Here is a 13,882-nt window from a genome sequence, read left to right as displayed (position 1 = left end):
ATCGAACGGGAGGCGACGATAGCACGCCTTGACCCGCAAGTGAAACGATACGTATCGTTCTTATCATGGCACTCGTCTTCTCCTCAGGCTCGGTCGCCGGTGGGCCGCGTTCCGCTGCAAAGATCCTCGACGCGGCACGGAATGTTCTGTCGGAACAGGGATACGCGGCGCTGACCATCGAAGCCGTCGCGGCGGCCGCGGGCGTCGGCAAATCGACCATCTACCGCTGGTGGCCCAGCAAGGAGGCGCTCGTCGCCGACGCGCTCGCCGAGATCTACCGCGCCGAGGACATCCCCGATCTGGGCGACACCCACGCCGAACTGCGCCACGCCGTCGACATGACCATCGACAACTACGCCAACGAGGACATGGCCGCCTCACTGCCCGCACTCGCCGGCGGCCTCCTCCACCACCCCGAACTCATGACCCGGTTCCGGGAAGCCTTCCTGTACCGCAAGCGCGAGAACATCGCCGCGGCACTGCGCCGCGGAATCCAACGCGGCGACCTGCCCCACGACCTCGACACCGACCTCGTCCAGGACATATGGGCCGGCACCATCCTCTACCGACGACTCATGACCGGCTCCCCCCTCGACGCCGACCTCGCCGAACACCTTGTTCAACTCGTCACCGACGCTCCCCCGCGGCTCCCCCACCGAAATGAATCTTGAGGTGCTCATGGCCGGGGCACTGCCCATTACCTCTGGGCACGCCCCAGCCAGACGAAGACCTCGGTGCTCGGCAGGCGTTCGGAGAACCGGCCCGACGGAGAGGCCTCCCGCAGGAGTCGGCGCAGATCCGCCTCGAAGTCGTCACGCCGCGTGCCGAACAGATGCGGAGCGGAGAACGACATGGAGAACACCGAGGCGACGACATCGTCCCGGGTACGTGTCAGCGCCTGCCCGCCGGGAACGACATGGCGCCGGGGCCCGGAGAATCCCGCCCGGGTGAACACTGCCGCCTCACCGCCGGGCGTCCCCTGCGGCAGCACCCCCCGGCCGGCGCGTCGGACCGGACCCAGGTAATGCCTGACCAGCTCCTCCACCGCGGCGTAGGGCACGGCCGGATACGGAAGGCCGACGACCGTCCGGGTTTCCGTCTTCAGGTCCGAGACATGCACCAGCGCCCCACCGGGCCGGAGCATGTCCCTGATGGTTGCCGCCACCAGGTCGCGGTCCATCCAGTGGAAGGACTGACCGAAGGTCGCGACGGTGAAGGTGCCAAGGCCTGCGGGCAGATCCTCCGCGCGGGCCCGCACCCACCGCGCCTTCCCGGTGACACCCGCCATGGCGGCCTCGCGCCCGGCTTCGGCGATCATCCCGCTGTCCGGGTCCACGCCGACGACCTCACGGAACAGGTGCGCCAGACTCAGCGCGAGGGTGCCTGGTCCACACCCCACGTCGATGAGGCGCCCTCGCCCGTCGAGTCGCAGAACCTCGGCGAGCACGTCCGCCAGCCCAGGTGCGTACGGGAGCCTCCCGCGCCGGTAGTAGGCGGCCGTGCCCGCGAACAGCGTGTCGTCCCACTCCCAGCCCACGACCATGTTCAGTCCACGAAGCCCTTGTCGCCCAGGATCTTGTCGATGCGGGCGCGGTGCGCCTCCTCCCACGCGTCGAAGGATTCCTCGGCCTCCTTGGCCAGCTTCGCCTGCGCGGCGAGGAGCACCTCCTCCCGGCGGGCGTGGGGAGTGACCACGATGCCCTCCTCGTCGGCCACCACGATGTCCCCGGCGTTCACGTCGACGCCGCCGCACCGCACCCGGACATTGAGCGGCCGGGCGGCCGCCTTGGTGCCCGGGATGGGGATGACTCCCCTGGCGAAGACGGGAAAGCCCATCTCCCGCACCTCCCCGAGGTCACGTATCACCCCGTCGAGCACGAACGCCACGATCCCCCGGCGCTGGGCGACGGCGCAGACGTTTCCTCCGGCGAGGGCGTAGTCCACGTCTCCCGACTCGACGACGATGATCGAGCCGGGCTCCGCGCGGTGGATGGCCGCGTGGAGCATGAGGTTGTCACCGGCAGGGCACCGCACGGTGAACGCGGGGCCGGCGACTCGCGGGGTCGGGGACCAGAGCGGGCGGATGCCGATCTCCATGACCTGCTCGCGGCCCAGGATGTCGGCGAGGGTGGTCGGGGGGATGTTCTCGAAGCCGGTGGCATCGGTCATGGTCTGCCTTCTTCCATCTGCGGCCATGGACGAGGGGGTCCGGCGGACCGCCCTCGCCCATGATCGCCCATGACGGTGGCTACCTGACGGTGGTCAACGGACCGGCTCGTTGTGCTGCTCGAAGCCCGGCAGGGACGGGGTGGCGGCGAGGGCGCCGTCGCTCCAGCGGACCTGGTAACGGGCGGTGCCGCCCGAGGGGCAGCAGCTCGGATCGCTGTCCTTGAAGATGGGGCGGGCGAGCGTCACCGTCTTGCCGTCCTGCGTTTCGACCGCCATCGCCCCTGGTCCGCTCGCCTGGCCCACGAATCGGTTTCCGTGGAAGAAGAACACGGCCGCGCAGTTTCCGTCGTAGCTGCCGGTGCACATCGCCCTGACGGCGCGCAGCGGGCCGGGGAGAGCGCCGAGCACGTCGGCCGTGAGGTCGGGGGTGTGGCTGGTGTTCTCGATGAGCCTCAGAGCGGCCGTAGCGTCCAACTGGTCCTGCTCAGCCGCCGGTTGCGCGGTGCAGCCGACGAAGGAAATCAGCGCGGCCGGGGGCTTCATCCCGCGGAGGGTTTCGCAGTCACGGAGCCAGTCGGGATCGTACGGGTCGTCCATGACGGGCAGCAGATGAACGGCGGGGTAGAAGTGGCGGGCATTGCGCTTGAAGACGCTGATCGTCACGGAGTCCGTGTGCGGTGTGTCGGACCAGACGACGGCCGCCCAGCCGGGCCAGCACTTCGTCGCGCCCAGGTCCACATTGGCGACGTTGCCGATGGCAGCTGCGACTTCCCTGGTCATCCACGCCCGGGAGGGGCAGGTCACCGCCTTGTTGACGTCGGCCTTCTTCGCCTTGGCCTTGACTTCGCCCGGGGCGGATTCCCAGAGCGTACGCGGTTTGGTCACGGGAAACCCCACGTTGATGTCACGACCTCCAGGGGGTATACCGAGCAGGAGACCCGCATCACCAGGTTTGATACTGGCCCCGACCACTAGCTCCTGAAAGTGTCTGACCTTGGCTGAGTCGTTCTTGACATCGATCTTTCCTTCGACAGGCCAGGCGTAGTCGACATAGACGGAGCCGACCAAGAAGTCGATGACGGGGCTCACCTTGAGTTTTACGCGAGCGCCGACCTTCGCCTTCGCCGTGAGATCGGCTACCCCGACCAGCTTGGCCGTGGCCTTCGGAGGCCAGCCGGTGGCGTCGGCCGTAGGCTTCCGGGTCAGGCTCAGCCGCGCATTTCCCTGAAGGTCCACGGGGCTCTCGATTTCCAGCTTTGCTCCGACCGATCCCTTGATCTTCACATTGAGAAACGCAACCAGTTCGGGATCCAGGGTGAAAGGCCCGACCCTGAGAAGCTTCACGGGGATGGAGCGCAGGGTCAGCGCGGGAAACTCTTGGTCGTAGATGCACTGTGCGCCCGCCGGAGTACCGACCGTCAGCTTGTACTTCTGCTGCATCTGGAGGTCCACCTTGCTCCAGACACCCTCCCGCCTGTTCCACCCGAACGTCGAGCCTGCCATGCCGAATTGCATCTGGCTGTGCTCGAATCTGATGAGCGGCATCCCGTTCCCGCATTTCAGATTCTGGCCGAACTTCCCTTTCCCCTGCCAGGTGTCGACCCTGATGGAGAGCTCGGACTGGCTATCGGGCTCGGGGCTGGAGGAGGCAGCCGCCGCAGGCATCTGATAGGCCGCCGGCTGCATCGCGTCCTTTGTCCCGCTAGAGGTGTCCTCGACCCGCAGCACGGCCTTGGGCATCGCCTGCTGAAGCGTGGCGTCCTTCGTCCGGACGACGACCCGGTCCTTCTCCCGGGTCACCCCGCGCACCTCGCGCACCAGCCCCTGCGGCGTCAGCTCGCTCTCGGCGGCGAGGACGAAGGCACCCTTCTTCAGCTTGCGCGCCGCCGACGAGCCCGCGGCGAAGACCATCTCCGACTTGCCGGGGCGCTTGAGGAGTCCGGTGTCGGCGGATTTCAGGACCGTCGTCTTCTCGGAGAGCGCCACGGCGTAATCGATCACCGCCCGCTCGGTCTCACCACTGTCCACCGTCCAGGTCGTGGTCTCGTCCGCCGTGTAGTAGACGTTCCCCTTCGCATGGCCGGCCTTCGCCGTGATGCGGTAGTCACCGGGTTTGACGGAGAACGTCTTGTCAGCCGTCAGCTCTTCGCTGAAACCGTTCGTCCCGCTGATATGGAGGGTGAAACGCGCCTTGGCGGGAAGGCCCGTGACCTTGACGGCCAGTTTTCCCGGCCGGTTGACCGCCATCTGCCACGCGGTGAGCAGACCGGCCGAGACGGCCAGCGCGATTCCGGCCGACAGCAAGATACGCAACGACCGCCTGCGCGGCCACCATTTCGACATTCGATGCCCCCGATGTGCTCTGCTCGCGCGCCCGCTACTGGAAATCGCCGGTCTGGAAGTTTCCGCGGAACATGAAGTTGTCCCCCACCCCCTGCGGGAGCGGCCCCAGCTCCTCCGGTTCGCCGGGCGTCGTCAAGTCGGCCCGGTACAGCTTTACGTCGCCCTCGTCCAGGACCTCTTTCAACGCGATGTAGAGGTACTGACGATCCGCGGACAGGGCCACGGAAAGGATCTCGTTATCCGTCTCGCGCACGACCTCCGCCTTCACCTCGGCCTCCAGCGGATCGCTCCCGTCGGGCCTTTCCCCCAGCTCGCTCGCGTCGGCCCGGACGGTGAAGAAGGTGTTCGACGCCCCCTCGCAGAGCAGGTCGTCGGCGTTGATCCAGGCCACGGGGTCGCAGTCGCGTACGTCGTCGCCGTCGCCGTCGCGCACGACCATCTGGTCGGTGGGGTCGCCGAAGGCCGTGTCGTCGTCGAGCCGGTCCATTTCGGGTGCCAGGAGATCGAGGTCGAACCCGTCGTACGAGTCGATGCCGTCGATGACGGTGGCGGGAGAGACAGCGAACTTCCCGCTCGGGTGAATGAGGCGCGGACAGGTGACGGCCGCCGAGTTCACCGGGCGGTAGAAGCCGTCGTTCCCGGATCGCTCGTCATGGCATGCCTTGCTGATCGGGTGCCGGGAGAGGCTGCCGTTCTCATCCGCCGAGTAGTACACCTGCTCGTCCCGCAGGAACCACAGCGATCCGTCCGGGGCGAATCCGGGGAGCTCGTCGGAGTGCTTCTCCGGGCTGTAGCCCCCTTTCTGCGCGGCCTCGGTGATGTCCGTGAACTCCCCCGTGGCCAGGTCCAGCCACCCCACATGCGACGACGTGAGGGCGCCCGCCTCGTCCGTGACCACCTCGACCGCGACGCGCCGGCCGTCCGGGGAGACCGGACTGACCCCCAGGTCCGCCGCGCTCTTGCCGTACTGCTGCTTCCCGCAGAGGCTGCGCACGAACGCCCGGTCCGCGTCCCCCTGCTCGGCGATCTCGGCGAGCCGGGACAACAGCGGCTCCTCGGAGTACGTGGCAACGCGCTTGCCGAACGTGTCGTCAAAGGCCGCGACGTGCTCACCCTTGCCGTCTTTGTCGTCCCAGCAGATCACCGGCCCGGTGGCCGAGGCCACACGGGAGAGGTTTTTCATCGCCCCAGCGAGCCCGGATCCCGCCGCATCCCCTGAATCCCTCAAACCCGCCGCGCCCGCCCCGGACTTGCGCCCACCGCCGTCCGAGACACCGGATCGCCCGCCGTCCTTCCCCGAGTCGTCGGACGCGCCACACCCGGTCACGCCTCCCACCGCGAGAACGGTCGCCGCCGCCACCGCGGCCACATACGCCTTACTCACTCAGCTCTCCGCCTTCCCCCAAGCGTGACTGCCCTTAGAAGCGAGAATAGTATTAACCATGCGATGCACCTTCACGGCAAGTCGGTTGCCCCATACGCCGACAGCCGATGAAGGATCATTGAGGCGCACCCGACCACGACAAGGAGGCGACGGTGTCCGGCACAGACCCAGACGGGGGCGGAGGCGAGCGCATGGCAGGGCTGACGCGGCGGGAGCGGCTACGCGCGGAGCTCGAACGCGACGCCAAGGCCGCCGCCCGCCGGATCACCGCCGCGGAGGGGGTCGAAGGTCTCACCGTCGCCGCCGTGGCCCGCAGCGTCGGCGTCACCTCCCCCGCGCTCTACCGCTACTTCGAGGGCAGAAACGGGCTCATCCGCGCCGTCTACGACGACGTGATGGCGGAGTTCATGCAGGTGGTCGCGGCGGCGGTGGAACGGCAGGACCCCGACGACATCAGCGCCCGGCTGCACGCCGCCACCCGGGCCGTGTTCGACTGGTCAGTGGCCAACCCTGCGGAGTTCAACCTGCTCATGGGGGCCGGCTATCCGCAGGCGGCCGCCGCGTCCGCCGACGACATCCCGCACGTCATATTGCGCGATCTGGGCGGGATGTACGGGCAGCTCTTCACCCGGCTGTGGCGTGAGCAGCAGCTGGCCCACCCGTCCGACGAGGAGATCGACCCGGTCCTGGCACGGCAGTTGCGGACGTACCGCGAGGCCATGGGCATCGAAGTCCCCATCGGTGTCGCGCTCCTGATGATCACCTGCTGGCGCCAGATCTACGGCATGCTCTGCCTGGCCGTCTACAGCCACATGTCCTACGCCCTGGATGACCCGGTGCCGCTGTTCGAGGACATGATGGACCGACTCCTCGGCATCCTCGGCCTCACCCGCAGTCCTCGCCTGGTGATCTGAGCAGCTCCGCCGCGCCCGTCCGTACGGCGGCCCAGTCGGTGGCGTACTCGTACGCCCGCGCCCGCTCCAGCCACCCCGCCCGGTCCCGGTGCTCGCGGCGCAGCTGCTCCAGGTCGAGCTCGACCCCCGGCGGCGGCCCCGCCGCCTCCAGTTCGCCGATCCGCCGCTCCATCGCCTCCAGCAGCGCGCGGTCGAACTCGGCCACGGCGGCGACGAAGGCGCTGGTCGGCACGGTCACCCGGCCCGTCGCCGGGCCGGCGAACTCGATCTCGTTCTCGGGATCGGATTGATGCGCCCAGCTGACGTTCATGACGTCCCCGGTGGCGTCATCCTCCGTAGCGTCGTCCTCCCCGGCGACGGTCCGCCAGCAGCGGATGTGCGGCTCGACCCGCAGATACCCCGTGTACAGGGTGCGGTCGCCGTGCCACTGCGCCGCGGCCTCGGCCGCGGCCTCGGCCGCGGCCTCCGGGGTCTCCTCCCAGTGCCAGCCGGAGGAGTCGCCGGCCACGAAGCCGGCCAGGTCCTCGGGCACCGGCTCCAGCGCCGCCGGCAGGAGCGCGAGCAGGTCCTCCCACAGCCGGACCACGTAGTAGTCCGCATACGGGTGCGCCGGGCCGCCGCCCCCGCCGCCCCGCAGCGACCGCACCGTGCGCTCGGAGTAGCGCAGCAGCTCATGGTCGCCGAGGTCGATCACGTACCAGCCGTCGGTCAGCCCGAACCAGTGCAGCACGGGGCGCTCGCGCCGCCCCCAGGGCCGCACTTCCTCCAAGGGGGTCAGGCCAAAACGGAACCGGATCATCAGCCCTCCAGCGCCGCGAGCGGTTCCGCATGGTGCGGGGGCCCGACCGCCGTGGTCCGGCCCGGTTCGGCGCCGGATAAAGTATCCGTGAAAACTTCATCCGCGTCCGATCGGGGGAAGCCGGTGAGAATCCGGCGCTGACCCGCAACCGTGAGTACGGGCTGTGTGCCGCAGGGCGTACGAGCCGGAGCACCTGGTCGGGCGCACCACAGGCTCCCGCCGTCGGCCCGTCCGGCGGCGGCACCGTCGAGGTATGCGGAGCTGAGCCCGGTGTCACCGCGTTCGTGCGTCCCCTCGGCGTGCGGGGTGGACGGCCGTGCGTGGCCGCGTACCGATGCCCAGCCACCGCCGAGACCATCGACCGAGAGGCACCGTCGCCATGAACGTACGCCGCAGCGCCACGGCTCTGGCCGCCCTGGCCGCCCTGTGCACGGCCGCCGCCCCCGCCGCGTTCGCCGACACCTCGCCCTCCCCCAAGCCGTCCGGCTCGGCGGCGCTGCCCAAGGGGCTGTACGGCACCAAGGACCCGAAGTTCGACGGGGTGTGGCGGCAGTCACTCGCGCTGCTCGCCCAGGACGCGGTCGGGGTCACCCCGGCGCGGTCGGCCATCGACTGGCTGGCCGGCCAGCAGTGCGAGGACGGCGGCTTCGCCGCGTACCGGGCCGACGCCGCAACGCCCTGCGACCCGAAGAAGGGCGAGTTCACCGACGCGACGGCGGCGGCCGTGCAGGCGCTGGCCGCGGTCGGCGGGCGCAGCGCCACCGTCGAGAAGGGCGTCGGCTGGCTGAAGAAGCACCAGAACGACGACGGCGGCTGGGGCCTGAACCCGGGCAGCCCGAGCGATGCCAACTCCACCTCCGCCGCCGTCGGCGCCTTCGCCGCCACCGGCCAGGACCCGGAGCGGGTGAAGTCCGCCAAGGGCGGCAAGACGCCGTACGACGTGCTGCTGGGCCTTCAGCTGGGGTGTGACGCGAAGGAGGGGCAGCGCGGGGCGTTCGCGTATACGGCGGACAAGGGCGAACCCCGGACGAAAATCGCCAACGACCTGGCGACCGCGGCCGCCGCGCTGGCCACCGAGGGCAAGGGCTTTGTCTTCGAACCGGCCGGCAAGGACGCCGGCAAGGCCCCGAAGCCGCTGGACTGCGGCGCGGGCAAGGGCGGCAGCGGCAAGCCGGACGGGGCGGCCGAGGCCGCGCAGGCCGCCGCCGCGTATCTGTCGGACACCATGGCCGCGCACGGCCGCCACCTGCTGTCCGCCATGCCCGGCGCCAAGGCCCAGCCCGACTTCGGCGGCACGGCGGACGCCATCGTCGCGCTGGCCGCCGGGGAGCACAGCGCGACCGCGGCCAAGCCCCTCCAGTGGCTGCAGAACGAGAAGAACGGCGCGCTGGCGTGGGCGAAGGGCGACCCGGGCGCCCTGGCCAAGCTGGTCCTCGCGGCGCATGCGGCCGGGGCGGATCCGCGCAGCTTCGGCGGCGCCGACCTCGTCCAGCAGCTGAACGCCACCGGCCCGAAGCCGGAGTCGGTCTCCGCGGCCGGGTCGCAGGCCGACTCGGACAAGGACTCGGGCAAGGACGACGGCAAGGACAAGAAGGACGACGACAACGGGGGTGTCGGCGGCGTCTGGTGGACGGTGGGCGTCTTCATGGTGGCCGGCGTCGGCATCGGCTTCCTGCTGAGCGGCCGGAAGAAGCAGCAGCTCTGATGGGTCAACGCGCCGCCCTCGTCTGCGCCGTGCTCATGTCCGCGCTGGTGTCCGCGCTCGCGCTCGGCGCCTCGCCCGCGCAGGCCGCGGGCTACCGCTACTGGTCGTTCTGGCAGCGGGAGCGGGGCGCCAACGGCTGGACGTACGCCACGCAGGGGCCCGCCACGGCCCGGCCGGGCGACGGCGACATGATCGGATTCCGGTTCGCCGTGAGCGAGGACTCGGGCGACGCCACCCAGCCCCGCGACTCGACCGACTTCGGGACGGTCTGCGCGCACACCCCCGCGAAGGGCGGCACCAAACGCGTCGCGGTGGTCCTCGACTTCGGCACGGCCGCCGACGCCCCCGACCACCGCACCCCGCCCGAGCCCCGTACGGAGTGCGCCCGGGTCGGCGAGGACGCGAGCGCCGGGGACGCGCTGGCGGCCGTCGCCGAGCCGCTGCGCTACAGCTCCTCCGCCCTGCTGTGCGCCATCGCCGGCTACCCCGCCACGGGCTGCGGCGAACAGGTCGACGCCACCAGCGGCGGATCCGGCGGCGGCAGCAGCAGCGGGGACGGCGCGCAGGGCGGTGGCGGAGGCGGCCCGTCGGCCGGGCTGATCGGCGGCCTGGCCGCCGTGGTCGCGCTGGGGGCCGCCGCCGTGTGGCAGGCGCGCCGCCACCACCGGCGATGAGCGGCGCCGACCGGGCCGCCGCCGGACACCCGCAGACCGTGCACACCGCGCACACCGCGCGCGGTGCGCTGCACGCCGGGGCCTGGTGGCTGTGGGCGCTCGGGCTGGCCACGGCCGCCTCCCGCACCACCAATCCGCTGCTGCTGGGGCTGCTCGTCGCCGTCGCGGGCTATGTGGTCGCCACGCGCCGCACGGACGCGCCGTGGGCGCGCTCGTACGGCGCGTTCCTCAAGCTGGGGCTTGTGGTGCTGGCCATCCGGCTGTGCTTCGCGGTCCTCCTCGGCTCGCCGATCCCCGGCACACACGTGCTGGTCACGCTCCCCGAAGTTCCGCTCCCCGACTGGGCGCAGGGCGTGCGGATCGGCGGCCGGGTCACCGCCGAGGGGCTGACCTTCGCGCTGTACGACGGGCTGAAGCTGGCCACCCTCCTGGTCTGCGTCGGCGCGGCGAACGCGCTCGCCAACCCCGCCCGGCTGCTCAAGTCCCTGCCCGGCGCGCTGTACGAGGCGGGCGTGACGGTCGTGGTCGCGATGACCTTCGCCCCGAACCTGGTCTCCGACGTCCAGCGGCTGCGCGCCGCCCGCCGGCTGCGCGGCCGCCCCGACCGCGGGGTGCGCGCCCTGCTCCAGGTCGGGCTGCCGGTCCTGGAGGGGGCGCTGGAGCGTTCCGTGGCGCTCGCGGCCGCGATGGACGCGCGCGGCTACGGCCGCACCGCCCACGTCCCGCCCGCCGTCGCCCGCGCGACCGCCGTCCTCACCCTCGGCGGGCTGCTCGGCGTGTGCGCCGGTACGTACGGGCTGCTGGCGGCCCAGGGCGCGGGCTTCGGCCTGCCGGTGCTGCTCGCCGGGCTCGCCGCCGCGCTCGGCGGGCTGTGGCTGGGCGGCCGCCGTTCGGTGCGCAGCCGCTACCGGCCGGACCGGTGGGGCACGCGGGCGTGGCTGGTGTCCGGGTCCGGGGTGGCGGTCGCGGGCCTGATGATCTGGGCGGCCTCGTACGCCCCACAGGCCCTGAACCCGCCCGCCGTCCCGCTCACCGCGCCCGTGCTGCCGCTGTGGCCCGCGGCCGGGGTGCTGGTCGGGCTGCTCCCGGCGTTCGTCGCCCCGGGCCGGGCTCCGGGTCCGGCTCCGGGTCCGGGTCCGGGTCCGGGTTCGCGTCCGGGTCCGGGTTCGCGTCCGGCATCACTCACCACCCAGAAGACCAGCGAGGACACCGGCAAGGAGGCCACGCGGTGATCCGCTTCGAGCAGGTGTCCGTCACCTACGAAGACGCGGCGCGGCCCGCACTCCAGGGCGTGGATCTGACCGTGCCGGAGGGGGAGCTGTGTCTGCTCGTCGGTCCCTCGGGAGTCGGCAAGTCGACTCTCCTGGGCGCCGTCTCCGGCCTGGTGCCGCACTTCACGGGCGGCACGCTGCACGGGCGGGTCACCGTGGCGGGCCGCGACACCCGCACCCACAAGCCGCGCGAACTGGCCGATGTCGTGGGCACGGTGGGCCAGGACCCGCTGGCCCACTTCGTCACGGACACCGTCGAGGACGAACTCGCGTACGGCATGGAGTCGCTGGGCGTCCCCCCGGACACCATGCGCCGCCGGGTCGAGGAGACCCTGGACCTGCTCGGCCTCGCCGCGCTGCGCGACCGGCCCATCGCGACGCTCTCCGGCGGACAGCGGCAGCGGGTCGCCATCGGCTCGGTGCTCACCACGCATCCGCGCGTCCTGGTTCTCGACGAGCCGACGTCGGCGCTGGACCCCGCGGCGGCCGAAGAGGTCCTGGCGGTGCTTCAGCGGCTCGTGCACGACCTCGGCACCACCGTGCTGATGGCCGAACACCGCCTGGAGCGGGTGGTCCAGTACGCCGACCAGCTGATCCTGCTGCCCTCCCCCGGCGCGGCCCCCGTCGTCGGGGACCCGGCCGAGGTGATGGCGGTCTCGCCCGTCCAGCCGCCCGTCGTCGAGCTCGGCCACCTCGCGGGCTGGACCCCCCTCCCGCTGTCCATACGGGACGCCCGCCGCAAGGCGGCGCCGCTGCGGGAGCGGCTGACCCCGCTCGCGCCGACCGGAGTTCAGGGGGGCGGTCCGGCGGGCGAACCCGTCGCCGAGGCGGTGCGGCTGGCCGTACGCCACGGGCGGGTCGAGGCGCTGCGCGGCGTGGACCTGACGGTGCGGCCGGGCGAGACGGTGGCGCTGATGGGCCGCAACGGCGCGGGAAAGTCGACCTTGCTGTCCACGCTGGTCGGGATGCACACGCCCGCCTCCGGTTCGGTACGCGTCGGGGCCGCCGGGCCGGGCGGCCGAGGGGCAGGCGGCGGGAATGCCGGCGGCCGGGGCGTCGTACCGCATCGCACCCGGCCCGCCGAACTGCTGCGCCACGTCGGCCTCGTACCGCAGGAGCCGCGTGACCTGCTCTACGCCGACACCGTCGCCGCGGAGTGCGCGGCGGCCGACCACGACGCGGGCGCGGCCCCGGGCACCTGCCGCGAACTGGTCGGCCGGCTACTGCCCGGCTTGGCGGACTCGGCACACCCCCGCGATCTGTCCGAGGGCCAGCGGCTCGCGCTCGCGCTGTCGGTCGTCCTCACCGCGCGCCCGCCGCTGCTCCTGCTCGACGAGCCGACCCGCGGCCTGGACTACGCGGCGAAGGCGCGCCTGGTCGAGATCCTGCGCGCGCTGGCCGCGGACGGCCATGCGACCGTCCTCGCCACGCACGACGTGGAGCTGGCCGCCGAACTCGCCCACCGGGTGGTGATCCTGGCCGACGGGGAGGTCGTGGCCGACGGCCCGACGGCGGAGGTGGTGGTGTCCTCCCCCGCGTTCGCCCCGCAGGTCGCCAAGGTGCTGGCCCCGCTGCCGTGGCTGACGGTCCGGCAGGTACGGCGGGCCCTGGAGGACCGGGAGCGGGCCACATGAGGCCGGATGGCGACGGCACCGAGCGGAACGGGCCGGATGACACGCCCGCCCTGGGCGGGACGCCCCGCCCAGGTGACACGCCCGCCCTGGGCGGGACGCCCCGCCCAGGTGACACGCCCCACCCAGGCAAAACGCCCCGCCCGGGCTACGCCCCCGGCGCCGCCCGCCGGGTCCGCGCGGTCCGCCTCGGCCCCCGCTCCGTCGCCGCCCTCGCCCTCGTCTCCGCGATCGGTGTCGCCGCCTTCGGCTGGCCGCTGCTGTCCGACTCCGCGTCCGGGCTCGCCCACTCCGCCGACGCGCCCTGGCTCTTCGCCGCGCTGCTGCCGCTGCTGCTGGCCGTCGTCGTGGCGACGATCGCCGACACCGGCCTCGGTTCCAAGGCCGTCGCGATGCTGGGGGTGCTGGCGGCCGCCGGGGCCGCGCTGCGGCCGCTGGGCGCGGGGACGGCGGGTATCGAGCCGATGTTCTTCCTGATGGTGCTGTCGGGGCGGGTGCTGGGCCCGGGCTTCGGTTTTGTGCTCGGTGCGGTGTCGATGTTCGCCTCCGCGCTGCTGACGGGTGGGGTGGGGCCGTGGATGCCGTTCCAGATGCTGTCCATGGGGTGGGTGGGCATGGGCGCGGGCCTGCTGCCGGGGGCGGACCGGCTGCGCGGGCGCGCGGAGTTGTTCCTGCTCGCCGGGTACGGGGCGGTCGCCTCGGTCCTGTACGGCACGGTGATGAATCTTCAGGGCTGGCCCTATCTCGCCGGGATGGCCTCGGGCGTGTCGTTCGTGCCGGGCGATCCGCTGTCGCACAACCTGGCCCGCTTCGTCGCATACTGCCTGGCGACGTCCCTCGGCTGGGACCTCCCGCGCGCGGTGGTGACGGTGGTGCTCACCCTCACCCTCGGCCGTACGGTGCTCCGGGCCCTGCGCCGTGCGACCCGCCGGGCGGCCTTCGACGCGCCGGTCGCCTTCGAGGAGCCGTAGCCCGAAACGGCGAACGGGCGG

The 13,882-nt window shown here is 72.0% G+C and carries 12 protein-coding genes and 1 riboswitch; of the genes, 7 read left to right on the top strand and 5 right to left on the bottom strand.

What is annotated here, in order from left to right; genetic code table 11:
- The first annotated feature begins 65 nt into the window (after positions 1–65).
- On the top strand, positions 66–671 hold the full coding sequence (locus tag ACWY4P_RS37915) for a TetR/AcrR family transcriptional regulator (protein ID WP_456205081.1): 606 nt from the start codon (positions 66–68) through the stop codon (positions 669–671).
- Between the two features lie 26 nt (positions 672–697).
- Here ACWY4P_RS37915 and ACWY4P_RS37910 read toward each other — a convergent pair whose 3' ends face one another.
- From ACWY4P_RS37910 to ACWY4P_RS37895, 4 genes are all read right to left on the bottom strand, one after another.
- Positions 698–1,543, bottom strand: a complete 846-nt coding sequence (locus tag ACWY4P_RS37910; protein WP_456205080.1) for a class I SAM-dependent methyltransferase — start codon at positions 1,541–1,543, stop codon at positions 698–700.
- A 2-nt stretch (positions 1,544–1,545) separates the two neighbouring features.
- Positions 1,546–2,169 carry an RraA family protein gene (locus ACWY4P_RS37905; RefSeq protein ID WP_456205079.1) on the bottom strand — a complete coding sequence of 208 codons (624 nt, stop codon included), beginning with the start codon at positions 2,167–2,169 and terminating at the stop codon, positions 1,546–1,548.
- A 93-nt stretch (positions 2,170–2,262) separates the two neighbouring features.
- The gene (locus ACWY4P_RS37900) at positions 2,263–4,416 is read right to left on the bottom strand and encodes an LppP/LprE family lipoprotein (protein ID WP_456205078.1); all 2,154 of its coding nucleotides are present in this window, start codon (positions 4,414–4,416) and stop codon (positions 2,263–2,265) included.
- 130 nt (positions 4,417–4,546) lie between these two features.
- Positions 4,547–5,695: a hypothetical protein gene (locus tag ACWY4P_RS37895; RefSeq protein WP_456205077.1), complete on the bottom strand. Its 1,149-nt coding sequence runs from the start codon at positions 5,693–5,695 to the stop codon at positions 4,547–4,549.
- 392 nt (positions 5,696–6,087) lie between these two features.
- Between ACWY4P_RS37895 and ACWY4P_RS37890 the strand changes: the two genes are divergently transcribed.
- Positions 6,088–6,810 carry a TetR/AcrR family transcriptional regulator gene (locus ACWY4P_RS37890; RefSeq protein ID WP_456205076.1) on the top strand — a complete coding sequence of 241 codons (723 nt, stop codon included), beginning with the start codon at positions 6,088–6,090 and terminating at the stop codon, positions 6,808–6,810.
- Here ACWY4P_RS37890 and ACWY4P_RS37885 read toward each other — a convergent pair.
- Complete coding sequence (locus ACWY4P_RS37885) at positions 6,782–7,609, bottom strand: DUF5984 family protein (RefSeq protein ID WP_456205075.1); 828 nt, start codon at positions 7,607–7,609, stop codon at positions 6,782–6,784. The two genes, ACWY4P_RS37890 and ACWY4P_RS37885, sit on opposite strands and share 29 nt — an antisense overlap.
- Positions 7,610–7,699: 90 nt before the next feature.
- Positions 7,700–7,825: riboswitch (cobalamin riboswitch) on the top strand.
- A 163-nt stretch (positions 7,826–7,988) separates the two neighbouring features.
- On the opposite strand from ACWY4P_RS37885, the gene ACWY4P_RS37880 reads away from it, so the two are divergent.
- The 5 genes from ACWY4P_RS37880 to ACWY4P_RS37860 are packed head-to-tail and all read left to right on the top strand — an operon-like array spanning position 7,989 to position 13,861.
- Positions 7,989–9,314 carry a prenyltransferase/squalene oxidase repeat-containing protein gene (locus ACWY4P_RS37880; protein WP_456205074.1) on the top strand — a complete coding sequence of 442 codons (1,326 nt, stop codon included), beginning with the start codon at positions 7,989–7,991 and terminating at the stop codon, positions 9,312–9,314.
- Positions 9,314–9,988 carry an SCO2322 family protein gene (locus tag ACWY4P_RS37875; RefSeq protein WP_456205073.1) on the top strand — a complete coding sequence of 225 codons (675 nt, stop codon included), beginning with the start codon at positions 9,314–9,316 and terminating at the stop codon, positions 9,986–9,988. Before ACWY4P_RS37880 ends, ACWY4P_RS37875 begins: the two co-directional genes overlap by 1 nt.
- The gene (locus ACWY4P_RS37870) at positions 9,985–11,220 is read left to right on the top strand and encodes a CbiQ family ECF transporter T component (RefSeq protein ID WP_456205072.1); all 1,236 of its coding nucleotides are present in this window, start codon (positions 9,985–9,987) and stop codon (positions 11,218–11,220) included. The genes ACWY4P_RS37875 and ACWY4P_RS37870 overlap by 4 nt, the downstream gene beginning before the upstream one ends.
- Positions 11,217–12,893: an ABC transporter ATP-binding protein gene (locus tag ACWY4P_RS37865; protein ID WP_456205071.1), complete on the top strand. Its 1,677-nt coding sequence runs from the start codon at positions 11,217–11,219 to the stop codon at positions 12,891–12,893. Before ACWY4P_RS37870 ends, ACWY4P_RS37865 begins: the two co-directional genes overlap by 4 nt.
- Positions 12,890–13,861, top strand: a complete 972-nt coding sequence (locus ACWY4P_RS37860; RefSeq protein ID WP_456205070.1) for an ECF transporter S component — start codon at positions 12,890–12,892, stop codon at positions 13,859–13,861. The genes ACWY4P_RS37865 and ACWY4P_RS37860 overlap by 4 nt, the downstream gene beginning before the upstream one ends.
- Positions 13,862–13,882 lie beyond the last annotated feature (21 nt).

Source organism: Streptomyces sp. LZ34 (genome assembly GCF_053890475.1).
This window is presented reverse-complemented; position numbering and strand designations above follow the sequence as displayed.